Consider the following 26,828-nt stretch of genomic DNA (forward strand, 5'->3'; position numbering starts at 1 on the left):
GAGGAACCCAACATGAACAAGGCAGTCAAACACATCGTAGATACGACAGCAGCCCATACTGGTGCACTTCCCATTGCCAACCGTTCGATTGCCGTCGTCGGACTCGGCTACGTCGGACTTCCCGTTGCCGTTGCGTTCGGTGAAAAGACGGGCGTGATCGGCTTTGACATCAAGGAACAACGAATCCAAGAACTTCAAGAAGGCATCGACGCGACACTCGAACTGAGTCCCTTCACGTTGAAGAACGCAACCGTCGATTATGTCTCAGATCCATCGGCACTGCAGGCGAGCGACTTCATCATCATCGCCGTTCCGACCCCGATCAATGCACAGAACCAGCCGGACCTGACACCACTCTTACGGGCGTCGCACCTCGTGGGTCGCCAGCTCAATAAAGGCGACATCGTCGTCTACGAGTCGACCGTCTACCCTGGAGCTACGGAAGAAGATTGTATCCCGGTTCTTGAAGAAGCGTCCGGCTTATGCGCTGGTGTCGACTTCTTCGTCGGCTACTCACCGGAGCGAATCAACCCGGGTGACCATGAGCATACGTTCAAGACGATCAAAAAAATCGTCTCCGCCCAAGATGAACAGACACTCGATATCGTCGCGGAAGTTTATGAAGCCGTCGTCGAAGCCGGTGTCCACCGTGCCTCATCGATCAAGGTCGCGGAAGCAGCAAAAATCATTGAAAACACACAACGCGACCTCAACATCGCCTTGATGAACGAACTCGCAATCATCTTCGACCGGATGAACATCGATACGCTCGAAGTCCTCGAAGCAGCCGGTACGAAATGGAACTTCCTCCCGTTCCGTCCGGGTCTCGTCGGCGGTCACTGTATCGGTGTCGATCCGTTCTATCTGACGATGAAGGCGGAGTCACTTGGCTACCATCCGGAAGTCATCCTTGCCGGTCGCCGGATCAACGATACGATGGGGCGTTTTATCGCCACAGCGCTCGTTAAGAACTTGATCAAACAGAACATGCCGGTGCTCGGTGCCCGGGTCACCATTCTTGGATTATCGTTCAAAGAAAACGTCAGCGACATCCGCAACTCGAAAGTTGCGAACCTCGTTCATGAAATCGAAGAGTTCGGAATCGACGTCCAAGTGACGGACCGACTCGTCGAAAAGAGTGAGGCAAAACGTGAGTACGGGATCGACTTACTCGAGATGAGTGAACTCAAACCAGCCGACGTCGTCATCTTTGCCGTCTCACACGAAGAATACGTTGAAGGTGGTTGGAATCTGGCACAACACTTACTGAAGGTCGGTCGCGGCATCGTCGTCGACATCAAAGGCATGTTGCCACGAGCAGAACAACCGGAGGGGGTCCACGTATGGCGCCTCTAAAAATCCTTCAAGTCTGTGCTCTCGATACGACGGCAGAGACGATGTTGCAGCCGCTCTTACTCGCTTTGCAAAATGCGGGGCACGACGTCGGCATCGCCTGTGCCGACACGGGTGCCTCGGTGAAACTGGCAGCAAAGGGATTCCGGATGCATGACATTCCGATCGAGCGGCGAATCGACTGGACGAGTAACTGGCGGACGATCCGTGAAATCACGCGAATCTTGAAAGAGGATGGTTACGACGCCGTCCATGTCCACACACCAGTCGCCGCTGCCCTTGGACGGGTCGCCGCCAAACGTGCCGGGACGAAGCATATCGTCTATACGGCACACGGTTTTTACTTCCACGAGAAGATGGGACGGATGACGTATCAGCTAACGTATTCAGTCGAAAAGTGGTTGGCACGTCTCGCGACCGATTATCTGCTCCTTCAAAGCGAGGAAGATTATCAACTCGCCCAGCGCAAACGCTTTAAAGCGAATACCCGGCTGATGCATCTCGGAAATGGAATCGACTTGACCCGCTTCTACCCACGACCACGTGAAGCCGGAGCGCCGTTTACGTTCTTATTCATCGGTCGGATCGTCGAAGAGAAAGGAATTCTCGAACTGCTCGATGCATTCGAGGATGTCGTCTATCGTCACCCGGAAGCCCGTCTCGTCATTGCCGGTGAGATGATGGCAAGCGAGCGCGATCAGACGACGAAACACTTATTCTTACGGCGGATCCGCGAGATTCCAAACGTCGACTACCTTGGATTCGTCGAAGACGTACCGGGTTTGTTCCAACAAGTCGATGGCTTCGTCTTACCGTCGCATCGTGAAGGCGTACCACGATCAATCATCGAAGCGATGGCGAGCGCAAAACCGGTCATCGCGACAAACATCCGCGGCTGTCGTGAGGAAGTCGTCGAGGGGAAGACAGGCTATCTCATCGAAGTCCGCGATATCACGAAGCTTGCCAAACGGATGAACACACTCGTCGAACATCCTGACCGTGCCAACGAGATGGGACGGAACGGATTTGACCGTGCCATGAAACATTTCAACGAAGCCGACGTCATCAAACGACAACTTGATCTCTTTTCAGCTATGTAAAAGGAGGACGTCATCATGAAACGCACATTCGACTTCACGGTTAGTCTTATCGCTATCTTGATCCTGATTCCCGTCTACGCCCTCGTCGCCTTAGTCATCTATACGAAGCTCGGTCGTCCGATTTTCTTCAATCAAGTCCGCCCAGGTTATAAGGGGGAGTTGTTCAAAATCTACAAATTCCGCACGATGACGAACGAAATGGATACTGAGGGAAAACTTCTCCCGGATGCAGACCGGATTCCCGCATCACTCGAGTGGATTCGTCGCTTAAGCCTTGATGAGATTCCGCAGTTCTTTAACATTCTTCGCGGACAGATGAGCTTCGTCGGGCCGCGTCCATTACTCGTCAGTTACTTGAACCACTATACGAAGGAGCAGATGACACGGCATGATGTCCTTCCTGGTCTGACGGGCTGGGCGCAGATTCATGGACGGAACGCGACGACGTGGCAACAACGACTCGAGCAAGATCAATGGTACGCAGCGAATCAGACATTCCGACTCGATCTCTATATCTTGTTCAAGACGTTCAAAATGGTCATCTCGTCAGAAGGGAACTCGACGGCTCATCAGACTGGGATGGGTGAGTTCAAGGGTCTCGACGGAGGTGTTCCCCATGATGTCGTTAAGCGATGAACGGTTAATCCGGGATCCGCGCGAATGGGATGCACTCGTTGCGACCTATCAGCTCGATTGTTATTACGAACATGCTTACTTCGAACTCGCGAAGGAACACGACGAGATTCCTGAGTTATTTTATTATCCGACGGAGTTTGGGACGTTGATCTATCCGTACTTGCGGCGACGGATTCCAGGCACACTCTTTGAAGATATCACGACACCTTACGGCTACGGTGGTCCTTCCTTCAAAGGCATCTGGTCACTCGATCAGATTCGCGAAGTGCGCGAGCGATTCGAACGCTATTGCAATGAGACGGGAATCGTCACAGAGACGGTTCGCTTCCATCCACTCTTGCACAATCAAGAACTGGGTCAATACTGGTGCCACCAAACGGAGATCCTGCAGCCGACCGTGACACTGGAACTAACGGACCTGTTCGAGATGATCGAAAGCGACTTTTCGCAAATGACGCGACGCAACATCCGGAAGGCGCGTCGCGAAGGCGTCACGATTCGTCTGGGACGCCCGGAAGAATACCGGGACTTCGCGCGTCTCTATCAGATGACGATGGACAAACATCAAGCCGATGCCCGGTATTACTTTAATCAGACCTACTTCGATCACTTCGCGGACGGACGGATTAACAACGTGCTGTTGCTTGCTGAACATGACGGACGGATCATCGCCGGATGTATCGTCTTGACCGGTCGCCAGTTCGCGCATTATCATCTCGGTGCTTCCGATCCCGCGTCGTTAGCACTTCGACCCAACCACCTATTATTCGCGGAGATGATTCGTTGGGCAAAACAAGCCGGTTTTCAAGCGCTTCATCTCGGTGGAGGCACGACACGATCGAATACGGATAGCTTGCTTGCCTACAAACGATCCTTTAGTGCGAATCAAACGTTTTTTGGACTCGGTACGTCGATTCTGGATGCCACGATCTATGAGCGTCTAACGCGACAATTCGAACGACAACATCCGGAAACTCAAATGGGTCACTGGTTCCCGCTCTACCGAACACCGATTCGTCATCTGTCATCTCGAAGGGAGGAAACATCATGAAACACATCCCACTCTCCATCCCGCATTTAAGTGGTCAAGAAGCCCGTTATGTCACCGAGGCACTCGAGACGAACTGGGTCGCCCCTCTTGGACCAAATGTCGATGCCTTTGAACGAGATATGCAAGCGTACACGGGTGCTGTTGCAACGCTTGCGACGAGTAGTGGGACAGCAGCGATTCATCTGGCGCTCGCGACACTTGGTGTCACGACGGGGGATGATGTCTTCTGTCAGTCCTTGACGTTCATTGCTTCGACGAATCCGATTCGGTATGTCGGAGCGCGACCTGTATTGATCGACTCGGAAGAAGAGACCTGGAACATGTCGCCCGTCGCACTCCGTCGGGCCTTGATCCAGGCGGCAACACGTGGTCGACTTCCGAAGGCTGTCATCGTCGTTCATCTGTACGGTGTCGCCGCGCAAATCGAGGAGATTGCTGCGATCTGTGAAGAGTACGATGTTCCGTTGATCGAGGATGCTGCAGAATCACTCGGGACTCGTGTAAACGGGCGGATGACCGGAACGTTCGGAACATTCGGTATCTATTCGTTCAATGGCAACAAAATCATCACGACGTCAGGCGGCGGGATGCTCGTCGCAAATGATCCGGCTCTGATCGAACGTGCCTTTTATCTCGGAACACAGGCGCGACAGCAGGTCTTGCATTATGAGCATACGGAAGTCGGCTACAATTACCGAATGAGTAATGTCGCTGCTGGGATCGGACGGGGACAGCTTGAGGTTCTCGATCAACGCGTCGATGCACGGCGGAAAATTTTTGATCGCTACGACCGTGCCTTTGCCCCGGACGGTGTCAGCTCGCAAGTCGAGCAGCCTGGAACATTCGCCAACCGCTGGCTCAGTGCCTTTCTTTTACCGGGTGGTCAAGCGCAACGCGATGCGATGATTCAGACACTGCAACAAGCGAATGCCGAGTCTCGCCCGGTCTGGAAACCGATGCACTTACAACCCGTCTATCGCGACGTACCATTCGTCACAGCAGAAGGGGTTGACGTCAGCCGTCGCTTGTTTGAAGACGGTATCTGTCTTCCGTCTGCTTCACAAATGACGTTCACTGAACAAGCCGTCGTCATCCGAAACGTTCGTCATGCTTTACAGACGACCGTACGCCGGAACGTCCAGTCATGAATATATGGGAAGGGGACATCGTCATGCGCGATATGGAGGAAGCGATCCACGCACTCCGTCTCGCTGCGAACGGGAAGAATGAATTGACGGCCAATACCTATTTCCGCTGGCAACTCCACACCACTCATCCAAGCGTCGCGGAAATCCTGATGCTGTTTGGATCGTGGCAAATCGCCTTGGAACGAGCTGGCATCGGACATGCCCGCTTGACGTTCACGAAGTCGGAAATCATTGATGCTTTGCGTCAGGCACGGGAGGAACTCGATCCTTTCACGAGCGCGACGTACCGCGAATGGGCTCAGCAAAAGCAAGCACCTAGCCTGACGGATATCGTCCATCAATTCAACTCGTGGCAGCAGGCATTGTCAGAAGCGGATATCTTAAAGGAACGCGTCCAGGAAATGGAACAACGGATCATCGAGTCATTACTGGAAGCGCATGGAGTCTTGCCGGTCTTGACGAGTCAGACCTACACGAAGTGGGCGGCTGGTCAAAATCGTCCGACTGTCGCAACGATTGCCCGCCGGTACGGCTCTTGGTCAAACGCACTTGAAATCATTGGAATCGGATTCCCGCGTAAACGCTGGCGGGAAGAAGAAGTGCTCGACGTACTTGCTGAAGCCGCACAAGAGACGGAGCATCTGACGATCGCAAGTTATCAACGGTTCAGTATCGGACGTGATGCGCCAAGCATCGGAGTCATCACTGCCTTGTTCGGTAGCTGGCGCAATGCTTTACTGGTACTCGAAGCACAACGACCGTCCTGAATTGAAATTGAAGAAAAGGAGAATGGGTGATGAAGAAATGGAAATGGATCGTACTGACACTTACGGGGATTTGCCTGCTCCTTCTCTTTAGTTCAGGCGGATATGTGTATCATAAAGCGAGTCAGACGCTCAAAGAAGTTCAGGTACCAGTCAAAGCAAGCGTTGAGACGGAAAAAGCCGTTGAGCAGAAAAAAGGATTCTCGTTTCTCTTACTCGGCGTCGATCAACGAAAAAATGAGACAGGACGGAGTGATACGATCATCGTCGTGACGATTGATCCGAAAACGAATACCAGTCAGATGATCAGCATCCCGCGCGACTTAAAGACAGACATCATCGGCAATGGTTCGAATGATAAAATCAACCATGCCTATGCCTTCGGTGGTCCACAGATGGCGCTTGATACGGTCAGTCATCTGTTAAAAATCCAGATCGACTATTTCGCTGAGATCAATCTAGCGGGCTTTACGGATCTCGTCAATGCGGTGGATGGGGTCAGAGTCAAGAACGATATCAATTTTTCGTACTATGAGATGCAGTTCCCAAAAGGAGAACTATTACTGAACGGGAAGGAAGCACTCGCCTATGCCCGTATGCGGCACGATGATCCACGTGGGGACTTCGGACGACAAATCCGCCAACGGCAAGTCGTTCAGGCAGTTGCCGATAAAATGACAGAAGACTTCTCGATTCGTCGTTTCAACGCTATCCTCGATGCCCTCGGGAAAAACGTCAAGACGAACGTACCATTTTCCGTTGCCCGGACGGTCGCGACGGACTACCGGGATGCCTTACGTAACGTCAAGACCTTGTCGCTTGACGGATCAGGAGGCATCGAATCGGACGGCATCTATTACTGGCATCCGACGGATAAGTCGTTAAAAGAAGTTCAAGCTCAACTGCAGGAAGCGCTCAAATGATTGGAATGGAGAGGAAATTGCGATATCAGGACTGATTGATAACGAAACGAACGCTACTCTCATCCGCGCTTTCCTCAGGCGGGAAATCAGCCGCGGCAACCAACATTTCATGCTGTTTGCCAGGTCTGATTCATCCCTGACGAAAGTACCAATGGCACTTTCTTTTCCTGTAGGAGTCGCGGATGAACGATAGCGTTCTCCATCAATCAAAAAAGATGTCCATCTCCGATTCATAACCGGAAATAGACATCTTTTTTGATGAATCGATTAGCATGTCACGACGAGCGGATCGTCCGAAGCATCGAGAATTTCATCATCGTATAGAGGAAATAGACAACAGTCAGAACGGCAGCCATACTCCATAACCATTGATATGCGGAACTAAAGTAGCCGAATCGAAGACCGATCAATGCCGGTACGATCAACGTCAACCAGCTTAATACGAGGGCAACGCGGGCAGTAATCGCATCAATCGGGCGATTCATTCCCATCCCGAGGAAAAACAGGCTCCAGAGCAATACCCAGAACAACCATGTCACCCCACCGATGATGTCTGCTGTCGTGAAGCTGACAAATGCATAAAATAAAGCGGCGATCGCAACGAACAAGGAAAACCAACCGACACCGCTTCCGTCGAGGTTAAATAAGAACGTGATCCCGACATACACATACGTAAAGGCAAACAAATAAATACTCGCGTACCCGAACGTCAACGCTGGATCACCTGCAGCACCGATGACAAGATACGTTGCGATGAACGTTTGCAGTAGACCCGTGATAAGACTGAAGACACCAGCGCTACGGAGATCGACTTTTCCGAACAAGGTCAAACTATTTAAAAAGAGCGCAACGCCCCCAAATAATAAACTGACATTTCCCACGTAAAAACTCTCCTTCATTAAGACGTCAGACGTCTGATTCTAATTTCAACTCTAAGATGAATTCGTTTTCAGCGCAAGTATAATTTGAAGGAAAAAGAAAACAGTCTGGCTCCCGAAACGGAAAACCAGACTGTTGATGAGTCGATTATTGATTTAAGACGGAGCGAAGTGTCGTCTCGGTTTGGGACAACGTTCCTTTCAGTGTGACGAGACCATATCGTGTCGATCCTTTTTTGATGAAGAAGACGCGTGTGTAGCCAGATTCCGGTGTGTAACCAGTCTTGCTCGCATAAACACGTGTATCTCCTGGAAGCGACGTATTCGTATGATACCACGTCAATGTCCGTGCATACGGTCCTTTAACGGTCGTCTGATACGACTTGCGTCCACTGATCGTCATGAGCGTGCTGTACTTCGCATATGTATTCGCGAGTTTTTGCATATCAGCAGCTGTCGTGTAATGACTTGGATGATAGAAACCGTGTGGGTTCATGAAATGACTCGCACTCATTCCGATTGAACGGGCGCGGTTATTCATGTACGAGACGAACTTCGATTCAGAACCTGCTGTCCGGACAGCGATCGCTTTTGCTGCATCATTACCAGAGCGGATCAGCATCCCGTTCAAGAGTTGACGCATCGTGACTTTATCGCCAGCACGGAAGCCAGCGACACTGCTACCTGCAGGAACGGATAACATCGAAGACGTCAGGGTGAACGTTTGATCAAGCGTGCCTTTACGTGCTGCTTCGTCATACGCAACGATTCCCGTCAACAGTTTCGTCGTACTCGCTGGATAACGGCGGACGAAGCTTTCTTTAGTCAATTGATAACTTGACGATCCAAGCTTGAAATACCGCATCGATGCAACCGGATAACTGCCACTCGATGGTTTAGGGCTGCTCGTCGTCACTTTTCGGGCAACTTGGCTAGAGACGTAATAATAATTGACTTTCCCTTTGACCTTATACCAACCGTTCGAGTACGAGACTGCATTGAACTTCGAGTTGTAGGATGCGAGTCGTTTGATGTTCTTTGATGAGGCCGTGCTTGGTGATGTCCGGACGTTCGCTCCAGCTTTCGAGTAGACGACGATTTTGTACGTCTTTACGGAGCTACTCGACACTTTTTTAGCGACTTGGTTCGATAGATAACGATATGTACCTCCGTCCTTGATCTTATACCAGCCATTCGTATACGAAACGGCTGTGAATTTTGCCTTGTACGCGGCACGTCGGACGATCGTCGCAGACGAGGCTGTACTCGGCTTCGAGCGGATGTTCGCTCCAATCGTCGAAGTGACGACGACTTGGTAACTAGCTGCCTGAGCCGGAATGGCGGGAAGACACAAAGCGAACAATAATAAGAGCGTAAGACTAGTACGGAGCAAGCGCTTCATAAAAACTCATTCCCTCCTTGTTCAAATATGGTTTTATCATAAAACAAAAAAAGGAAATTCACTTCTTTTCAAAAAAAGGAATTTGATGCCTGTAAAGGGCTGTTTCTCATCTTTTCGTGTCAATTAACGTATCATAGGGAATGTAAGCAACAGTGGAAAAGGAGGAGTTCATATGAAATTAGCCGTCATTGGTCTAGGTGATATCGCTCAAAAAGCCTATTTACCGGTCTATGCTGAACGATCTGATATCGAGGTGTATCTGATCTCGCGAGATGAAGAGAAAGCAAAACGATTGCGAGCAGACTATCGCTTTGCAGGAACATACGCGACGTTTGCTGACGCCGTAAAGGAGGGGATCGATGCGGTCATGATCCATTCAGCGACTGTCGTCCATGCCGAGCAGGCACGGCAAGCGCTTGAAGCAGGAATCGCCGTCTATGTTGATAAACCGGTCTCGATGGAGATCGAAGAGATTCGCGAATTGACTCGTTTATCAGAAGAGAAGCAGTTACCGTTCATCACGGGATTCAATCGTCGCTTTGCGTCAGCACACCAGCGCTTACTTGAAGTGAACGATCCGAATCTCGTCCTCATGCAAAAGAATCGGACGTCGTTCATCGAAGACGCCAAGCCATTTCTGTTCGATGATTTCATCCATGTCGCGGACACGCTTCGCTTTTTGACGGGACGTGGTGAGATTGAAGACTTACACGTCAAGAGTAAGCAAGACGAAAGCGGGCTACATCACGTGACGATTCAATTCGTCTCAAACGGTATCACGGCAATCGGTGTCATGAACCGCAATAACGGCATCACGGAAGAACGCGTCGAAGTGATGGGACCGGAAGAAAAACGAATCGCAACGGACGTGACGACACTCGATCAATTGACGAAACAAGGCACGCTTCGGTATCCGCTCGATAACTGGGAAGCGACGCTAAAGCGCCGTGGATTCGTCGATATGCTGGATGCGTTCCTTCGGACGGTCAAAGGGGAACCGTCCGAGTCAGTCGTAGCTTCTGATAGCCTGGCGACACATGAATTATGTCAGCAGGTGTATGAGAACGTTCAAGCAACACGTTAAATTAAAATCATAAAAAAACGCCGCTTCACTCGGGAATCGTCTCAAGTAAAGCGGCGTTTTACTGGTTATTTATCTGACAGTTGTTTAAGTTGATAGATTCGCTTACCGCCTGGTCCTTCGAACGTCACGCGGAGCGTCGAACGGACGAAACGGTAGCTGACTTGTCCTCCGGATAAACTGACACGAGCGGAGAAATCGGGTTCGAAACGGACGATCTCTTCATCGTTTCGGAGCGCGTCCGGGAGACCGAACTGATCAAAGCGAAGCGTCGCGATGAACGTATCTTGCTCGTCAAAAGAGACATGGATGCGTCCGGTTCCGTCGAACGGCTCATCTTCAAGTGTGCTTCGTTCGACTTCGTATGTTCCTTCAAACTGTTTGACTTGTTGCAACGTCTCTCTTGCACTGAGGGCAATGGATTCTGCTCGTTTTCGGACAGGATGATCCGTTGCGAGTTGAAGACGTTCGATCGCCTCCGCCGTTTTTAAGACATCACGCAGTTGATAACCGGCAAGCTGTCGCTCAAGCTGAACCATCAGCCGAGCAGCCGGTTCGTCAATGTCTTGTTTCGATTGTTCGACGGCGCGGGTGTAGGTTTGCTGCTCGAGCTGTTCTTGAATCCTAGATGTTTCTGGCGAACACGCCATCAGAAGACAAAGAGGCAGACAAAGGAGCACTCGTTTCATGAAGTCACCTCCGTTCGATTGACATCAATGATTTGAAGATGATCCGTATGCACTTTCAGACGATAATGGACGCGATACGTCACAGGCTCTGAACCGTTTGCTGTCGCAATTTGGTACGTTTCTTGTGTACGTAAATGATACGTAACTCCCTTTGACGTGAATTTTTGGAATGTCACGGCGAGAACACTTGGAGCGACAGGGGCATCAACGGCATTCGTTATACGATGGAGATGCTTAAACTCTGATTCAAAGACGTTCAAAGTCGTGAACTGGATCGCAGAAAACGTCTCGATGGAATCGTATTTCTTCGAGAATGTCGCAAGCTCCGGAATCGTCCGAGTATATTGACGGACGAAGCGAAGGACATCATAGGACGTTGGAGGACGGTCTTTCGAGTACGTTTGATTGTACGCTGTTTGTTCATCGGACCATTCCGAAAGCGCGAGTGCTTCGACACTAGGTGTCGGACCCGCTTCAGGGGAAACGGGATCTTGTAGCGAATACCACAGGAAACCGGCTCCTCCGACGAGAAAGAGCAAAAGGCAGGTACTGATGAGCCAAGTCCGTGAAGTGGACGAAGTGGGTGGTTCGGCGAGTTGTTCTTTCTTGATAACAGGATGTTGGCAATGCGAACAAGTCGTATCGTGTTGACGAAGTGGTGTTCCACATAACGAACAGCGTTCCATGGGATAAGACCTCCTGTGTATGTAAAATGAAATGTCAGATAAGGGAATGGTAATTTGAAATTAGTATCATCGTAACATTAATTGGAAACGCAATCAAAACTTGATATGAGATTTTTGAAGGGAGAGCTTACAGATGGAACGTCACTTGATTTTAATGGATGCGTTCAAAGGTAGTATTTCTTCGAAGGAGGCAGCAGAAGCCGTCACGTCTGGAATACTGGCACATGATCCAACCGTGATCATCGATTCCTCACCTGTCGCGGACGGTGGGGAAGGAACGCTTGAAGTCTATCTCGCGCTTGGATATGAGGAAAAGACGACCATGACGATTGATCTAGCAGGTCGTCCGTGTGAAGTGCAGTATGCCGTAAAAGATTCAGACGCCGTCATCGAAGTCGCGCGTATTTGTGGACTGCCGATGCGACAAAGCGGAGATAATCCTGTTCGAGTGAATACGCGTGGCGTCGGGCGTTTGATGGAACAGTTACGCAATCAAGGAATAACACGTATCCGACTGGCGTTAGGGGGGACAGGTACGACGGATGGGGGACTTGGTTTACTCGCGGAAGTCGGTTGTCGTCTTCAAGATGCCTCGGGTAAGCCGATTTTGTTTTGTACAAATCCGTTACTTGAGACGCAAGCCATTCATTGTTCAACGTATCCGGTTCAGCTGGAAGCCCTCGTAGATGTGACAGCTCCCTATCATGGTCTAGATGGTCCGGCTTATCTGTTTGGTCCACAAAAAGGACTGCTTCCGGATGACATCATAAAACTCGATCAACAACTCGAACAGATTGGAAAGTTACTTGGATTAGAGGGCGTCAAAGGAGCAGGGGCAGCCGGCGGACTCGGTGGAGCCGTGTATGCGCTTGGTGGACGAATCGTTCCGGGCGCATCGACGATCTTGCAACACCTTCGTGTAGCAGAGCGGATGCAACAAGCGGATTATGTCTGGACAGGGGAAGGACGGGTCGACCGTCAAAGCCAAATCGGTAAATTGCCAGGTGAGGTCACGCGGATGGCGAGAACAGCTGGCGTTCCTTGTCTGATCCTTGCAGGAATCGTCGAAGAAAACATCCCGCAGGCACTTGGTTGTCGATCGATTCATGTCCATCAGAAGATCACCCTCGACCCGGAACAGACGAAAACGCGCCTACAGGAGCAAACACGTAAGTGGCTCGAGGAACTTTCGCTGAAACAGGGATGAAGTCGGAAAAGTTTGGGTAAATAACTGTATATTGCCATACTTTTAGAGAAAGTAGGTCATCCTATGATCAATCAATCGATCCAATTATCGTTTCGCCAAGTCCGAGCGCTTGTCGAACATACTTTGCTGTTATTCAAAGAGCTCGATCAACAATTAGCGAACCGTGGATACGAACCAGTCCTACCGGATGTCGTCCAAACGGAACATGGTTTGAGCATCCATCAGACGAAAGAGAGTGCTGAGTCACTCGTTCCACATTTCCTAACGCGGACGTATGTCCGACAACAGGAAAAAACGAACCAACATGGATTACTGATCTCTGTTCAATATACGCATCCTCTCCATGAACGATTCGATCCCGTCGTCCTCGTCGGCGATGTGACGTTCAAGCAGGCGAAGCATGCCCACAAAATCTTGAGTGAGAAACCGTGGCTCCTGAAGTATGCTGCCTTTGAATCGACGATTGCGCAAGAGTTCGTTGCCGATGGTACACGATACACGACGCAACCGATTGAAGAAATCGAAGAGCTGATCGTCTGGGGGCATCCGTTCACAGAAATGCGCGATATCGATGATGTCAAACGATTGGCGGAAGAAATGATCAGTCGTCATCTTGAGCCGGGGACAACATAAAAACAAGCTTTCGTCCTTCGTACGAGAAGGACGGAAGCTTGTTTGTTAGACTTGAACGAGCAATCGTTCGATCGCTGCCGTCAAATCCGTCGGGTTCGTTTTTGGAGAGAACCGCGTCACTTCTCCATCACGAGTCACGAGGAATTTCGTGAAATTCCACTCGATGTCTGTTGTACCGTCCGTCGTCGGTGCTTGTGCTTTCAGTTCTTCGAATAACGGATGTGCTTGCTCACCGTTGACATCGATTTTTGAGAAAACGGGGAACGTCACGCCGTAGTTGACTTGGCAGAACGACTGAATCTCCTCGTCCGTTCCGGGGTCTTGGTTCGCGAACTGATTACATGGGAAACCAAGTACGGTCAATCCTTGCGAACGATAGTCTTGATGCAATTGCTCGAGTCCTTCGAACTGTGGCGTCAAGCCGCATTTACTGGCTGTATTAACGATCAGCCATGCTTGAGCTGGGTAGTCACTTAAGGATGCCGACGTTCCGTCGACGCGTTGAAATGAATGATCTTGTAACATATCAATTCCCCCTTTTTAAGTACTTCTCTAGTGTAACAAATCCGTTTTCCTGTCGTCTGCTATCGTTACTTGCGAGATGACAGAAACATCACAATCGGGTGTCAGCGACGTTTTTTCGACGAATTTTTGTTACGATTACAAGGAATATGGAAGGAAAGGAGAGATGCCACATGAGAAAAATGTTGAAACAATCGCGGTTCGTCATGATCGCGACGCTTTGTCTCGTCCTCGTCGGAAGTTGTATTACCTTATTGACGCTTGGATTCGAACGCGATATTGTGATTCTTGTTTCTGGAGTGGTTGCCCTATGGGTGACGATGCTAGCTCCTTTGACGGTCCATGCCAAAATGAATCAGCAATCATAATTCTGATTTGCTTATGAAACCGCAGAGCGATTCGATCTAAAAAGGAGCTCCTCCATTTTAGATGAAAGAATCGATTTCTGCGGTTTTTTTTCTTCTATAGCATAAAGTTAAAAAACACTATTTTTCGAAAGTAAGTCATTAAAAAATCAGACTATTTTTTTTCATTTTTTCTATTTACAACCTTAAAAAATCGGAGTAATATCCATCTCATCAACGAACACTAACATGTTAATTCTTCGATCTCAAAGTACGCCGAATTCATGATTGAAGCGGGGGACCCAATCGTCACGACACGTGACACGGGGTGAATCCTTTCCGAACGGGAAAGGTAGGGCGAAATCCTAGGTATGCCCGAATCCGACAGCTAACCTCGCAGGCGTTTTTAGGAGGGAACGACTCTTTTTCAGTATGCCAAGTTATAAAGGCGATGCTGGGGCCGTTTTTCGCCTCACATCGTCTTTTTGTCGTGCTTAATTGTAAAAATATTGAATAATATGGGGGTAATTTCATAATGGGAGAACTATGGAGTATCGTACTGCTCGTCTTCTTCTTCGGTACGACGTTCGGAATGATTCGACTGATCGAACGTGTCCAGTGGAGAGCGGGTGACCGGAAATGACGTGGTTTTTACTAGCGACGGGTTGTCTCGTCTTTTTGTATCTCGGTTATTGTCTGATGTATCCAGAAAAATTCTAATCGCATAGGGAGAAAAGAAAAACATGTGGACTCAATTCCTGATCCAATTTTGGATCCTACTCGTCATTGCACTTTGTGCAGCGGTCTTGCTCGGTCGCTACATCGGGATGTACTTCGCACCGATCGCAGAGCGTCGGGTCGATACAATCGGTAAGGTCGAACGACGCCTTCTATCGTTACTTGGTGTCGATGAAAAGAAACAAGATCAATCCTGGGTCGGCTATTCAAAAAGTCTATTAGTCGTCAATCTACTGTTTTTCATCGGTGGGTATTTGTTGCTTCGCTTTCAAGGAAGTCTACCGCTCAATCCGAACGGCGCCGCTAATCTTGACTGGTCGACAGCGCTTCATACGACGATCAGCTTCATGACGAACACCGATCAACAGCATTATTCGGGTGAAGCGTTATCGTATCTCTCACAAACGTTCGTCCTCGGAACGATGTTATTCGTCGCACCGACGATGGCATTCACGGTCTGTATCGCTGTCATCCGTGGTCTTGCGAATAAACCGCTCGGTAACTTTTATGCCGACTTCGTTCGCTTCATCACACGTATCCTGCTTCCGATCTCATTCTTCTTCGGGATGTTGATGATTTTACTCGGCGTGCCGCAAACGTTTGGTGGCGCAATCAGCGTCACGACGCTTGAAGGGGCGAAGCAGTTGATTTACCGTGGTCCGGTCGCCGCGTTTGAAGTCATCAAACAGCTTGGTAACAACGGCGGTGGTTTCTTCGGAGCAAACGGTGCCCATCCGTTTGAAAATCCGAATCAGTTCGTCAACTTCATCCAGATGTTCTTAATGTTATTGATTCCGATGTCACTTCCTGTCGCGTATGGAAAAATCATCGGTTCTGCGAAACAAGGACGTCTTTTCCTTGGCGTCATGACGATTTTGTTCGTCATGATGACATTCGGCATGGCAGGTAGCTTATTTGCGAACCCGACCGCGCACGGTCAGGAATTACGCTTCGGTCAAGTCGGTACAGCGCTCTACAGCTCGATTACGACAGCAGCCGAGACGGGTGCCGTCAACGCGATGCATGACTCACTCCATCCGCTTGCTGGATTGATCCAGCTCGGCAACATGATGCTCAACGTCGTGTACGGCGGTGCCGGCGCTGGATTCTTGAATGTCTTGCTTTATGCTTTCGTTGCAGTCTTCCTGACAGGTCTCTTGATCGGTCGGACACCAACGTTCCTCGGTAAGAAAATCGAGACGTTCGAAGTGAAGATGATCGCTATCGCACTTCTCGTGCCACCATTCTTGATTCTCGTCGGAACGGCAATCTCCATATACGTTGCACCAGGCGTCGCTGGCATCTCGAATCCAGGCTATCACGGGCTATCACAAGTCTTGTACGAATTCACGTCGGCGACAGCCAATAATGGTTCTGGATTTGAAGGGCTCGGGGACGCGAATGTCTACTGGAACGTCTCGACGTCGTTCGCGTTATTTTTCGGACGTTACATCCCATTGATTTTAATGCTTGCGATCGTCGGTTCGCTGAAGGCGAAACCGTCCGTACCGCAAGATGCGTTTTCGTTTAATACAGATACACCACTCTTCGGAACAGTCTTCCTCGGTACGGTCGTACTCGTCGGTGCATTGACATTCTTGCCAGTGCTCGTACTTGGACCGGTCGCGGACTGGCTGACGATGTGAACAGGAGATAAAAGCATATGATGGAACATATCATGCATCCGACGCCCGAGGAACACCAACCGAATGGGCAGCCGGATCAGCAATCCAAATCAGCAATCAACGGCTCAATCGCGCGCCAGGCGACAATGGATGCCTTTAAAAAAATGAATCCCGTCAACATGATCAAACAACCAATCATGTTCGTCGTCTGGATCGGTTGTTTGCTCGCAATCGGCTATACGATCTTCATTGATGAGATGCGTGGTTTTAACTTGACGGTCAGCATCATCCTCTTCTTGACGGTCTTGTTCGCGAACTTCGCAGAATCAATCGCCGAAGGACGCGGGAAAGCACAAGCAGACTCGCTAAAAGCATCGAAAGCGGACGTCATGGCTCGTAAACGTGTCGGACAATTGATTGAGAGCGTCTCGTCCGCGACACTCCGGAAAGGCGACATCGTCTTCGTCCGGGCCGGTGAATATGTACCAGGTGACGGTGAGATCATCAAAGGTCTTGCTTCAATTGATGAATCGGCGATCACAGGGGAATCGGCACCAGTCATCAAGGAAGCGGGGGGTGATTTCTCGTCGGTCATCGGTGGAACACTCGTCGTTAGTGATGAGATTGAAGTCCGGATCACGAGTAATCCAGGGGAATCGTTCCTCGATCAGATGATTGCGCTTGTCGAAGGCGCAAGCCGTCAAAAGACACCGAACGAGCTCGCTTTATCAACACTGTTGACGAGCTTGACATTGATTTTCTTACTCGTCGTCATGACGTTACCCGTCTTTACGAACTATCTTGGATTCAATCTTTCTGGTCCAATCTTGATCGCCTTGCTCGTCTGTTTGATTCCGACGACGATCGGTGGTTTGCTGTCCGCAATCGGCATCGCCGGGATGGACCGTGTCACCCGTTTTAACGTCATCGCGATGAGCGGGAAGGCGGTCGAAGCAGCAGGGGATATCCAAACGATCATCTTAGATAAAACGGGAACGATCACGTTCGGAAACCGGATGGCGTCAGAGATCACGCCGGTCGGTGGACGCTCTGTCGAGCAAGCATTCGAAGGGGCGATCATCGCTTCTTTAGCCGATGAGACACCGGAAGGACGTTCTGTCCTAGAACTCGCAGAACTACGAGACATGCCAGTCGAACGCGAGTGGTTAGATGGAGCAGAAATCATTCCGTTCCGTGCGGAAACACGGATGTCAGGTCTGGATTTGACGGATGGTCGTCGTGTACGGAAAGGGGCGGGTCAAGCAATTCAAGAATGGGTGACAGAACAAGGCGGAACGATTCCGAATGATTTGCAAGAAACGATCGATTCAGTCTCACGCTTAGGTGGAACCCCACTTGTCGTTGCGATAGATGCGAAGATTCTTGGAGTCATTTACTTGAAAGACACCGTCAAACCAGGAATGCGGGAACGGTTTGATCGGTTGCGTAAGATGGGGATCAAAACGATCATGTGTACCGGCGACAACCCGTTGACGGCAGCAACGATCGCTCGCGAAGCAGGCGTTGATGACTTCGTCGCCGAATGTAAACCGGAAGATAAAATCCGTGTCATCCAGCAAGAACAAGCAGCCGGTCACCTCGTCGCGATGACAGGAGACGGTACGAATGATGCACCAGCGCTCGCGCAAGCGGACGTGGGTCTAGCGATGAACAGTGGGACACAAGCCGCGAAAGAAGCAGCGAACATGATCGATCTTGATTCGAACCCAACGAAGATCATCGAAGTCGTCGAAATCGGGAAGCAGCTCTTGATGACACGGGGAGCGTTGACGACATTCTCGATTGCCAACGATGTCGCAAAATATTTTGCGATCATCCCGGCGATGTTCATGGTCGCGATTCCGCAAATGGAAGTACTCAACATCATGCGACTCGATTCCTCGACGACAGCGATTTTGTCGGCCCTAATCTTCAACGCGATCATCATTCCGATGCTGATCCCGCTCGCGATGAAAGGTGTCTCGTATAAACCGATGACAGCCGATCAATTGCTCGGGCGTAACTTACTCATCTACGGTCTTGGCGGTGTCATCGTACCGTTCATTGGGATTAAAATCATCGATGTCTTGCTTGCAAGCATCCTTTAAGGAGAAAACGAATCATGAAACAAGCCATTCGTGTGACGATCTTCATCACAGCATTATGCGGGATCGTCTTTCCCGCCTTGCTGACGCTGTTCGGTCAGATTCTCGTGCCGGATAAAGCAGCCGGCTCACTCGTACAGGAAAACGGAAAATTCATTGGATCGGAATTGATCGCGCAACCGTTCACGTCGAAACAGTATTTTCACGGACGCCCCTCAGCGGTCGATCAATTAGCGGGGTCATCTGCTGGGGATAACCTAGCAGCATCGAACCCGGAGCTTGGTACGAAGATAGTGGCATTGCAGAAACAGAACCGAGAGGACGGCGCTTCGCTTCCGGACGATGCCCTCGTGACATCCGGTTCTGGTTTCGATCCGCACATCTCAGTCGCTTATGCTTTGGATCAAGCGAAGCGTATCGCAACCGCACGCGACCTATCGCGTGATGAGGTACGCAAGCTAATCACGAAAGAAGCCGGAACGCATGATTACGTCAATGTCCTCCTTTTGAACCTAGCACTTGATCGGAGCAAGTCATGACACGGGGAAAGCTGAAGCTTTATATCGGCTCAGCTCCTGGTGTCGGAAAAACGTATAAGATGCTTGCCGATGCACGAACCTTGACGCTTGAAGGCAAGGATGTCGTCATCGGTCTGATCGAGACGCACGGTCGAAAAGAGACGGCGGAGATGGTCGGACAGCTCGAACAAGTCCCGTTACTTGAAGTCGTCTATAAAGAGAAAGTGTTTCCCGAGGTGAACGTGGACGCGATCATTGCCCGTCACCCGGATATTGTCTTGATCGATGAACTGGCGCATACGAATGCTCCCGGATCAGAACGGAAAAAACGCTATCAAGATGTCGCGGCACTCCTTGACGCCGGGATCAACGTTTACTCGGCCGTCAACATCCAGCACTTCGAAAGCTTACTCTTTAAAGTCAAAGAAGTGACGGGTATCGAGGTCCGGGAGCGAATCCCGGATCCATTTCTCGGAGAGGCCGATGAGATCTTACTCGTCGACGTGACGCCGCAAACGTTACGGGAGAGACTCGAGCAAGGGAAAATCTACAAGAAAGAAAAGATTGAACAGAGTCTGAATTCGTTCTTCTCGCTTCAGAATCTCGCGAGCTTACGGGAGTTATCGTTACGACAAGTCGCGGACGAAGTCGACGATCAAGTCTATCAATCACGTTTGTTGATTGAAAAAGACCCAGCGACATTACAAGAACGGATTCTCGTCTGCATCCAGCTTAATGATAACGCGCGAAAGTTGATCTATCGCGGATTTCGCATGGCAAGTCGATTAAAAGCGGAACTGTATGTTCTGACGATTTTACCGGCAGCGGAAAATCAATTGAATGCGAAACAGAAGGAAGTGCTTGCGATGGTGCGGGAAAGTGGTGCCTTGTTCGGAGCAGAAGTGCTGATCCGGATTCAAGGCGAACGTTCGATTGCTCAAGCGATTACCGCCGCTGCCAAACATCATCGCATCACGCAAATCGTTCTCGGTCAATCCGCGCGGACCCGCTGGCAGGAAATCCGACGTGGATCGATCATCAATGAAATCATGCGTCATGTCCGCGGCATCGATATCCAAATCGTCGCCGATGACTTAGAACGCTAGGGGAGCCCTTCCGCGTAAATGCAGGGGTTTTCTTCACAAAATCATCAGTCTATCGTTTCATAAGACGAACGAGTCAGTTGGTCATCCTCCCTTTCCGCAGGCGGGAGGTAAGCTGCGACATCCTCGCATTTCATACGGTCTACCGGGTCTTACCTATCCCTGTCGAAAGCGTCGAGCGCGCTTTCTTTTCCTGCAGGAGTTGAGGATGATCCTGCTCGTTCGCTACTAATGAAAAAGGAAAGACCGTTCTGGTGGGATCACCAGAACGGTCTTTCCTTTTTTGATGTTGGAACACATTCATTGATCTAAAGACGTTGGTTCATCGTCTCCTTAACGAGCGAAGACTGGAATATCAAAGACAGCTGTGTAGCTATCCATCTGTTGATAGAGTGAATAGATCCGAGACGTTTGCTTAACGGCCCATCCCATGTCTGTTGCGTATTGATGGCTACCAGGACGCATCGGACTCCAACGCATCTTGTAGAGCGTGTTTTGTCCGTATTCATTATGGATGTACTTCGTGCTGATGAATTCGGCACCACCGACGATTGCCGCTTCTGGTGTGAACCAGCCCATTTTATAGGCATAAGCAGCGCCGGTGTTGATCGCATCATAATCATACGCACCGATTCCATACATGTTATAGACTTTACGTCCATTCCATGTCACACCCATTGCCAGTTTTGATTGTCCATTGCCTGTCTCAAGTAAAGCGTGTGAGATCAAGTAAGCTTCGTTGACGCTGTATTTTTGACCAGCATCGATGAACGCTTGTCCACAACTACCGTTGCTACACTTGTTGAAGATCCCGAGTCCTTTCGTTACGTTCGCTAACATCTTATCAAGTGTCGCAGCCGATGCTCCTGTCGTTTTCGAGAGATCGAGGAACTGATAGAAGGCAGAAGAGTTGCGGTCGACTTTCAGTGGATCGGCAACATCACGGACGTCCGTTTCGAGGGCATTCAACCATTGGATCGTCGAATAATTCGTTGCGTTCGAATAAACACGTGGATACGTCGTATAGAAGCCACTGACCGATTGATAGACGCGAATCATTCGACCAGGCTGGAACTGACCGTAGACATGACTTGCCGTCGAAGCACCAGAGCGGATGTTAAGTGGTGTCGTCGCCGTTATTGTAGCGAGTGTTCCGTTGACCGGATCGAGCCCGCCACCGAGACGCACATAACTCGTACTGACATACATCAATTTATTTTTGTAGATATCCGTTTGTGGTGGTGGGTTCAATTTCATCTGGGCGTTGATGAAGGTATCGAACGTATACGGTGTCGCGACAGAGTTATAGACGTTTAATTTCGAAGAAGTCGTCACGAACGCCCCCTTATACGCGTACCCACTTTTTCCATCATACGAAATCTTATACCAATCACCGATTTGACCGGAGACAGTAACGACGAGGTTTTTCGGAATCGTCTTGATGACATTGTAGGAGCTACCAACGTAAGACCGTAAGACAGCGTCTGATGTTGCCCGTACATACATTTTGTCCTTTGATTCATATTTGATCGATGACGTATTTTGTCCGGTACGGATATAACCCGTTTTCCCGTCGATCGTCACTTTATGCCACGACGTGTTCGTGTACGACGTAATCAAAGCAGAAGTGTAATAGACATTTCCGAACGAGAGTGTCGTGACATTCGATGCTTGATCGTCCGGTGCTTGTTTGACGACGAGCGATTCATTCGCCAAGAAGCGTGCACCTGTGATCTTTTTCGTTTCGGTATATGGTGTCAGTGTTGATTTTAAGACATAACCATTTTTCCCAGCGTAGCTGATCTTTAACCACTGATCGAGACTGCCTGTTACTTGAACGACGGCTGCTTTTGGCAGCTTCGTCACTGTCGCATAGGCTGAACCGGCATCCGACTGGAGTGTCGTATCCGTCGTTGCTTGATAGCGGTGATTATTAACGCTCTCATAGGTGACCGGTGAACCTTGATTGATTTGAACGTAGCCGGTCTTCCCATCGACTGTCAGGCGATGCCATTGCTCGGAATGACCATTCGTGACGACTTGATTCGTCGTGTAGACGTCTCCAGAAGAAAGGCGAACGACGGTTTCTGCTGTCGCATGGTGCGATGCTTTCACTTCGACGGTACGTTCAAGGCGATAATAAGAAGAAGGAATCGATTGCGTCATGACTTTTTCCTTGGCGTAACGTGAAGCGATATAACCCGTCTTCCCGCTGTACGTCACGCGATACCAGTCATCGATCATTCCAGTGACGGTAATGCTTGTACCAGAAGGAATCGTTTTAACGGTCGCGTAAGTGTTTCCGGCATACGAGCGAAGTGGAGTCGAAGCCGTCGTCTGCATGACGATCCGGTCCGATTGGTACTGCACGCTCTTGCCTTGGTTGACTGGGATGTAGCCCGTCTTTCCATCTTTGCTTACACGATGCCATTGCTGTCCGTTTGACGTGACGAGCTGTGTCGTGTAATAGATATCACCGCTCTGCAAAGTTGCAAGTGTCGATGCTTTTGCATCTGGTGAAGATTTAATGGAAACTGCTTTTTCAAGCTCAAAGCGTGCACCTGCAATTTTCTGCTTCGTCGCAAGTGTCGTAAACGTGTTTGATGCGGCATATCCCGTTTTACCGTTATAACTGACCCGGTACCAATTCCCGATTCGTCCAGAAATTTTGATGACGGTATTGCTCGGGATCGTTTGCACTGTTGCATACGATGGACCCGCATAGGAACGAATCGCCGTCGATGCCGTCGTTTTTAAAGAGAGCTTTGATTCAGTTTCGTACGTAATCGGTGTTGCTTGATTGGCTGGTACGAATCCGATTTTGCCTTCCTTCGATACTTGATGCCATGTTTCGCCGAGCGGATTCGTCACACGTGTTTTCGTATAATAGACGTTTCCGGCACTCAGTGTCGCAAGTGTTTTTGCATTCGCGGCAGGTGTCGTTTTGATGACGAGTGGTGATGTCAACAAGAAGCGTGAAGACGGAAGCTTTGTTTTTTCTGTGTACTCTGCCAACGTAGCGGATAAGACATACCCTGTCTTTCCGGCATATGTGACTTGATGATAAATTGCCGTCTTAGCATTCGAAGTGACGACCGTACCTTTTGGTAGACTCGCTAGACTTTGTTTTGCCTCGGCTTGACTGTAAAGTGGTGTCACACTTTTCGTCTGATACCGTGTTTGTGGAATCAGTGTCACATTTTGCTTTTCAGAAGAGGCGAACGCATCTTGATGCATGTAGCCTGTCTTCCCGTCGTACTGGATACTGACCCATTTTTCGATCCGGCCGACGACTTTGACGTCTTTTCCAGATGGAATGGTCTGAACTTTGGGATAACCTGTTCCGGCGTACTGACGCAAGATGTAAGCATTGATCGTTTTTAACGTCGTGTTCGTCACCTTTTTATAGGCGACCGCTTTTGCGCCAGCAACGACATAGCCTGTCTTGCCGTCATATTTGACGCGGTACCATGTCTCGCCATATGGATTCGTCACACGTTGTGACGTGTAGTACACATCCTCTTCGTTCAACGTGCCGATCGTCGTTGCAGTATCCACTGCTGTCTTTTTGATCGGTGTCTTTTTGAGGACAAGGTAGCGCTGTCCTGAAACGGATTGTTTCTTTTCGTACAGCGTGAGGTATTTCGACGCAACATATCCCGTTTTTCCAGCATATGTGACCCTTCTGAACGAGCCAGAAGCATACGTGGATGAAACGACAGTTCCGGTCTTGATCGTCAACAAGCGTTTCCGAGAAGATGCCGTCTTATCGTACAGATAACTATCGGTAGACAGACGATAGGTCGTCGCTTTCGTCGTTGCTGCTTCAGCCATCGGGAGAGATGTCAATACGATGCTGAAAACGATGAGAAAGCTTGCGAACACCTTCAAGGTCTTCGAGAATGATGTCGTGTTCAAAGTATCTTTCCTCCTAGTAGATATTCGTCTGGATGGACGGAATCGGCTTCTAGGATGTCTAAGTCTAAGTTGTTAAATCTATTGCCTGTCCTTACTATCGACAATATCGGATTTTTATGAATAAGATGTTGGATATTTTTGAAAAAAGGGGACTGGTTTTTTGAAAAACCCTCCTGTTTTTTAAACAAGAGGGAATATGGTCAGATATTAAGACGTGCGAGGATTTCCGTTAAATTCGTCGTCGGGCGTTCACAAGCAAAATCATGACAGAGGTAAGCCATTGGCTCGTCTGGTTCTGGATAATCCGCGAGGAGTGGGACGTGCGGAAGAAGATCGCGCTTCGTACCGATCAACAAAGCAACTTCCGGTAAGCGTAGCTGTTGCAGTTGCTTGATTTCGAGCGGGATGTCTACTTCTTCCGGAAGCAAGATAATCAATTCCTTCGGTTCCATCTGCCGGTAGGTGAAGGTACTGACAAGTGAGGCGAATCCGGTCGGTTGTTGCTCGACTTCCTCTATTAAGGTTGCGAGAGCCCGTTCAGCACTCTCTTGATAAACGAGACGACCAGTAAGACGACTGAGCGTGAAAAGGGCGTTCAAGGCAACGCTATTTCCGGCAGGTGTGACGCCATCATACAGATCGAGTGGACGAACAAGTAGTTTGTCGGAGCGTGACGACGTCAGATAAAAATAACCATCTACTGTCTGGAATTGATCCTGCAGCACATCTGCGAAAGCTAAAGCCTCCTTTAGATGGAGAGCATGGTGTGTAGACTGGAATAGTTCGAGATGTGCATCAATCATGTACGCATAGTCATCGAGGAAACCGTGACCGGTCACTTGGCCATCGCGGTAATGGACAGCAAGGTGCTGTTCGGTACGAACGAATCGTTCAAGGGACGTCATGGCACGCGTTGCGACATGCGTATAATGCGGTTCACCAAGGACACGGCCGGCTTTAGCGAACGTCGAGATCATCATCGCATTCCATGATGTCAACCGTTTATCATCACGGAACGGTCGCATGCGTTCATTTCGCGCACGAAGAAGAATTTGGCGCTCGTGTTCGAGTTGCGACGCTGTTTCAGCAAGCGACAAGTGAATAGAACGTGCGAATGCCTCGAGTGTTCGTCCTGTCCGGTAAAAGACGTTCCGTCCCTCAAAGTTTCCCGATGATGAAGCATGATAGAAGCGGGGGAACAGCGCGTTTGGTCCGAGTAAGTCGGTCAGCTCACGCTCCGTGAACGTATAAAAATGTCCTTCGCCCCCTTCGCTATCTGCATCCAGTGCAGCATAAAAGGTGCCGTCCGGTGCGGTCAGCTCCTGTTCTACAAACGTCAGCACTTCTTCTGCATAGCGACGGAAGCGAGTTTGACCCGATGCTTGATACGTTTCGATGCATACTGTCGCAAACCAGGCATTGTCATAGAGCATCTTCTCGAAATGAGGAATTTCCCACTTGGCATCGACCGTGTAGCGGAATAGACCGTAGCCGACTTGATCCGTCATCCCGCCGTCACGCATCGCGATCAGCGATCGCATGACCATATGAAGTGCCGTCTCGTCTTCCGCGAACTGATAATAATCGAGCAAGAAACGGAGCAGGGCAGGCGACGGGAACTTCGGTGCCTCTCCGAATCCGCCATGTTGACGATCAAATCGTCGCATCGCTTGATCGAAAGTGTCATGAATGATCGATTCATCCCAAGTACGGGTAGACGTCGCAGGCTGCAATACGTCGCGAAGCGTCTGCGACATATTCTGACCGACTTGTGCGATTTTCTCTGGTGAACGGCGGAATTGTTCGCTGAGCTGGAGTGTCACTTGACGAAAACTCGGACGATTGAACTGAGGCGTTTTTGGAAAATACGTGCCGATATAAAATGGTTGTTGATCCGCTGTCATGAAGACGCTCAGCGGCCAGCCGCCTTGTCCATTCATGACTTGAGCAGCCGTCATGTACAAATGATCGATGTCGGGACGTTCTTCTCGGTCGACTTTGATCGAGATATAGCGTTCATTTAAGAGTCGTGCCGTTTCTTCATCTTCAAAACTTTCGCGAGACAGCACATGGCACCAGTGGCACGTCGAATACCCGATCGATAAAAAGATTGGCTTACCAGTCTCGCGTGCGGCAGTGAAGGCATCCTCACCCCAGGGATACCAATCGACAGGGTGGTGGGCATGTTGCAATAGATAGGGACTCGTTTCATGGATAAGTCGATTCGACATGATGGATTTCCCTCGTTTCTTCTATAATAATGAGTCCTCTTCACGATACTCGGCTTTTGTAGCAGGTGCAACTCTGATTCCAAGACGAGGAAAAACGATTTTCCAAAAGAAAGATTGACTTTATAAAAGAAAGTATGATAGATTAATATAAGTCATGAATCGGGGATGATCAC

Annotated in this window: 22 protein-coding genes and 1 riboswitch; of the genes, 15 read left to right on the forward strand and 7 right to left on the reverse strand. The window is 49.7% G+C overall.

The genetic code is table 11. The features are described from left to right. The first annotated feature begins 12 nt into the window (after positions 1-12). From HZS85_RS01085 to HZS85_RS01115, 7 genes are read left to right on the forward strand one after another with little or no spacing between them, the layout of a single operon-like run. A complete protein-coding gene (locus HZS85_RS01085; RefSeq protein ID WP_035410385.1) occupies positions 13-1,356 on the forward strand; it encodes a nucleotide sugar dehydrogenase in 1,344 nt (447 codons plus the stop codon). Continuing rightward, positions 1,344-2,453 carry a glycosyltransferase family 4 protein gene (locus HZS85_RS01090; RefSeq protein ID WP_214852288.1) on the forward strand — a complete coding sequence of 370 codons (1,110 nt, stop codon included), beginning with the start codon at positions 1,344-1,346 and terminating at the stop codon, positions 2,451-2,453. Before HZS85_RS01085 ends, HZS85_RS01090 begins: the two co-directional genes overlap by 13 nt. A 15-nt stretch (positions 2,454-2,468) precedes the next feature. Next, on the forward strand, positions 2,469-3,089 hold the full coding sequence (locus tag HZS85_RS01095) for a sugar transferase (protein WP_035410380.1): 621 nt from the start codon (positions 2,469-2,471) through the stop codon (positions 3,087-3,089). After that, entirely contained in the window at positions 3,070-4,140 is a 1,071-nt protein-coding gene (locus HZS85_RS01100) for a lipid II:glycine glycyltransferase FemX (protein WP_214852290.1), read from the forward strand. Before HZS85_RS01095 ends, HZS85_RS01100 begins: the two co-directional genes overlap by 20 nt. Further along, positions 4,137-5,288 carry an aminotransferase class I/II-fold pyridoxal phosphate-dependent enzyme gene (locus HZS85_RS01105; RefSeq protein WP_251137781.1) on the forward strand — a complete coding sequence of 384 codons (1,152 nt, stop codon included), beginning with the start codon at positions 4,137-4,139 and terminating at the stop codon, positions 5,286-5,288. The genes HZS85_RS01100 and HZS85_RS01105 overlap by 4 nt, the downstream gene beginning before the upstream one ends. Before the next feature lie 23 nt (positions 5,289-5,311). Continuing rightward, complete coding sequence (locus tag HZS85_RS01110; protein ID WP_214852292.1) at positions 5,312-6,055, forward strand: hypothetical protein; 744 nt, start codon at positions 5,312-5,314, stop codon at positions 6,053-6,055. Between the two features lie 29 nt (positions 6,056-6,084). After that, a complete protein-coding gene (locus HZS85_RS01115; RefSeq protein ID WP_214852294.1) occupies positions 6,085-6,975 on the forward strand; it encodes an LCP family glycopolymer transferase in 891 nt (296 codons plus the stop codon). 275 nt (positions 6,976-7,250) lie between these two features. Here the strand turns inward: HZS85_RS01115 and HZS85_RS01120 are convergent, their stop codons facing one another. Further along, positions 7,251-7,856 carry an AmiS/UreI family transporter gene (locus HZS85_RS01120; protein ID WP_214852296.1) on the reverse strand — a complete coding sequence of 202 codons (606 nt, stop codon included), beginning with the start codon at positions 7,854-7,856 and terminating at the stop codon, positions 7,251-7,253. A 145-nt stretch (positions 7,857-8,001) separates the two neighbouring features. Then, positions 8,002-9,255, reverse strand: a complete 1,254-nt coding sequence (locus HZS85_RS01125; RefSeq protein WP_214852298.1) for an SH3 domain-containing protein — start codon at positions 9,253-9,255, stop codon at positions 8,002-8,004. A 172-nt stretch (positions 9,256-9,427) separates the two neighbouring features. On the opposite strand from HZS85_RS01125, the gene HZS85_RS01130 reads away from it, so the two are divergent. After that, a complete protein-coding gene (locus HZS85_RS01130) occupies positions 9,428-10,339 on the forward strand; it encodes a Gfo/Idh/MocA family protein (protein WP_214852300.1) in 912 nt (303 codons plus the stop codon). Positions 10,340-10,404: 65 nt separating this feature from the next. Here the strand turns inward: HZS85_RS01130 and HZS85_RS01135 are convergent, their stop codons facing one another. Together HZS85_RS01135 and HZS85_RS01140 are read right to left on the reverse strand one after the other, a co-directional pair. Then, the gene (locus tag HZS85_RS01135) at positions 10,405-11,025 is read right to left on the reverse strand and encodes a hypothetical protein (RefSeq protein ID WP_214852302.1); all 621 of its coding nucleotides are present in this window, start codon (positions 11,023-11,025) and stop codon (positions 10,405-10,407) included. Next, positions 11,022-11,711 (reverse strand): hypothetical protein, encoded by a 690-nt coding sequence (locus tag HZS85_RS01140; protein ID WP_035410353.1) that lies wholly within the window; start codon positions 11,709-11,711, stop codon positions 11,022-11,024. Before HZS85_RS01140 ends, HZS85_RS01135 begins: the two co-directional genes overlap by 4 nt. A 133-nt stretch (positions 11,712-11,844) precedes the next feature. On the opposite strand from HZS85_RS01140, the gene HZS85_RS01145 reads away from it, so the two are divergent. Both HZS85_RS01145 and HZS85_RS01150 read left to right on the forward strand, forming a co-directional pair. After that, complete coding sequence (locus HZS85_RS01145; protein ID WP_214852304.1) at positions 11,845-12,918, forward strand: glycerate kinase; 1,074 nt, start codon at positions 11,845-11,847, stop codon at positions 12,916-12,918. Positions 12,919-12,981: 63 nt separating this feature from the next. Further along, complete coding sequence (locus tag HZS85_RS01150) at positions 12,982-13,551, forward strand: hypothetical protein (RefSeq protein ID WP_214852305.1); 570 nt, start codon at positions 12,982-12,984, stop codon at positions 13,549-13,551. A gap of 45 nt (positions 13,552-13,596) precedes the next feature. Here HZS85_RS01150 and HZS85_RS01155 read toward each other — a convergent pair whose 3' ends face one another. Further along, a complete protein-coding gene (locus tag HZS85_RS01155; RefSeq protein ID WP_035410348.1) occupies positions 13,597-14,076 on the reverse strand; it encodes a glutathione peroxidase in 480 nt (159 codons plus the stop codon). 170 nt (positions 14,077-14,246) lie between these two features. Here HZS85_RS01155 and HZS85_RS01160 point away from each other — a divergent pair, with 170 nt between their 5' ends. From HZS85_RS01160 to HZS85_RS01185, 5 genes are all read left to right on the forward strand, one after another. Then, positions 14,247-14,441, forward strand: coding sequence for a hypothetical protein (locus HZS85_RS01160; RefSeq protein WP_023469379.1), 195 nt, complete (start codon positions 14,247-14,249; stop codon positions 14,439-14,441). A gap of 240 nt (positions 14,442-14,681) precedes the next feature. Continuing rightward, positions 14,682-14,835, forward strand: a riboswitch (cyclic di-AMP (ydaO/yuaA leader). A gap of 325 nt (positions 14,836-15,160) precedes the next feature. Next, positions 15,161-16,801 (forward strand): potassium-transporting ATPase subunit KdpA, encoded by a 1,641-nt coding sequence (gene kdpA, locus HZS85_RS01170; RefSeq protein WP_214852312.1) that lies wholly within the window; start codon positions 15,161-15,163, stop codon positions 16,799-16,801. 20 nt (positions 16,802-16,821) lie between these two features. After that, positions 16,822-18,888, forward strand: a complete 2,067-nt coding sequence (gene kdpB, locus HZS85_RS01175) for a potassium-transporting ATPase subunit KdpB (RefSeq protein WP_285801390.1) — start codon at positions 16,822-16,824, stop codon at positions 18,886-18,888. A 14-nt stretch (positions 18,889-18,902) separates the two neighbouring features. Beyond that, positions 18,903-19,424, forward strand: a complete 522-nt coding sequence (gene kdpC / locus HZS85_RS01180; RefSeq protein ID WP_214852314.1) for a K(+)-transporting ATPase subunit C — start codon at positions 18,903-18,905, stop codon at positions 19,422-19,424. Beyond that, positions 19,421-20,509 carry a universal stress protein gene (locus HZS85_RS01185; RefSeq protein ID WP_214852316.1) on the forward strand — a complete coding sequence of 363 codons (1,089 nt, stop codon included), beginning with the start codon at positions 19,421-19,423 and terminating at the stop codon, positions 20,507-20,509. Before kdpC ends, HZS85_RS01185 begins: the two co-directional genes overlap by 4 nt. Positions 20,510-20,839: 330 nt before the next feature. On the opposite strand, the gene HZS85_RS01190 is transcribed toward HZS85_RS01185, so the two are convergent. Continuing rightward, complete coding sequence (locus tag HZS85_RS01190; RefSeq protein ID WP_214852318.1) at positions 20,840-24,424, reverse strand: SH3 domain-containing protein; 3,585 nt, start codon at positions 24,422-24,424, stop codon at positions 20,840-20,842. A 200-nt stretch (positions 24,425-24,624) separates the two neighbouring features. Further along, positions 24,625-26,655 (reverse strand): thioredoxin domain-containing protein, encoded by a 2,031-nt coding sequence (locus HZS85_RS01195; RefSeq protein WP_251137783.1) that lies wholly within the window; start codon positions 26,653-26,655, stop codon positions 24,625-24,627. Positions 26,656-26,828: the final 173 nt, after the last annotated feature.

Source organism: Exiguobacterium sp. s130, from assembly GCF_018619055.1.
Classification (GTDB): domain Bacteria; phylum Bacillota; class Bacilli; order Exiguobacteriales; family Exiguobacteriaceae; genus Exiguobacterium_A.

Bases quoted from the DNA above. Each gene is read 5' to 3' on its own strand.
- kdpC (WP_214852314.1), top strand. From the start codon at position 18,903: ATGAAACAAGCCATTCGTGTGACGATCTTCATCACAGCATTATGCGGG.
- HZS85_RS01085 (WP_035410385.1), top strand. From the start codon at position 13: ATGAACAAGGCAGTCAAACACATCGTAGATACGACAGCAGCCCATACT.
- HZS85_RS01115 (WP_214852294.1), top strand. From the start codon at position 6,085: ATGAAGAAATGGAAATGGATCGTACTGACACTTACGGGGATTTGCCTG.
- kdpB (WP_285801390.1), top strand. From the start codon at position 16,822: ATGGAACATATCATGCATCCGACGCCCGAGGAACACCAACCGAATGGG.
- HZS85_RS01155 (WP_035410348.1), bottom strand. From the start codon at position 14,076: ATGTTACAAGATCATTCATTTCAACGCGTCGACGGAACGTCGGCATCC.
- HZS85_RS01095 (WP_035410380.1), top strand. From the start codon at position 2,469: ATGAAACGCACATTCGACTTCACGGTTAGTCTTATCGCTATCTTGATC.
- HZS85_RS01150 (WP_214852305.1), top strand. From the start codon at position 12,982: ATGATCAATCAATCGATCCAATTATCGTTTCGCCAAGTCCGAGCGCTT.
- HZS85_RS01100 (WP_214852290.1), top strand. From the start codon at position 3,070: ATGATGTCGTTAAGCGATGAACGGTTAATCCGGGATCCGCGCGAATGG.
- HZS85_RS01125 (WP_214852298.1), bottom strand. From the start codon at position 9,255: ATGAAGCGCTTGCTCCGTACTAGTCTTACGCTCTTATTATTGTTCGCT.
- HZS85_RS01105 (WP_251137781.1), top strand. From the start codon at position 4,137: ATGAAACACATCCCACTCTCCATCCCGCATTTAAGTGGTCAAGAAGCC.
- HZS85_RS01145 (WP_214852304.1), top strand. From the start codon at position 11,845: ATGGAACGTCACTTGATTTTAATGGATGCGTTCAAAGGTAGTATTTCT.
- HZS85_RS01195 (WP_251137783.1), bottom strand. From the start codon at position 26,655: ATGTCGAATCGACTTATCCATGAAACGAGTCCCTATCTATTGCAACAT.
- HZS85_RS01185 (WP_214852316.1), top strand. From the start codon at position 19,421: ATGACACGGGGAAAGCTGAAGCTTTATATCGGCTCAGCTCCTGGTGTC.
- HZS85_RS01130 (WP_214852300.1), top strand. From the start codon at position 9,428: ATGAAATTAGCCGTCATTGGTCTAGGTGATATCGCTCAAAAAGCCTAT.
- HZS85_RS01110 (WP_214852292.1), top strand. From the start codon at position 5,312: ATGCGCGATATGGAGGAAGCGATCCACGCACTCCGTCTCGCTGCGAAC.
- HZS85_RS01140 (WP_035410353.1), bottom strand. From the start codon at position 11,711: ATGGAACGCTGTTCGTTATGTGGAACACCACTTCGTCAACACGATACG.
- kdpA (WP_214852312.1), top strand. From the start codon at position 15,161: ATGTGGACTCAATTCCTGATCCAATTTTGGATCCTACTCGTCATTGCA.
- HZS85_RS01090 (WP_214852288.1), top strand. From the start codon at position 1,344: ATGGCGCCTCTAAAAATCCTTCAAGTCTGTGCTCTCGATACGACGGCA.
- HZS85_RS01135 (WP_214852302.1), bottom strand. From the start codon at position 11,025: ATGAAACGAGTGCTCCTTTGTCTGCCTCTTTGTCTTCTGATGGCGTGT.
- HZS85_RS01160 (WP_023469379.1), top strand. From the start codon at position 14,247: ATGAGAAAAATGTTGAAACAATCGCGGTTCGTCATGATCGCGACGCTT.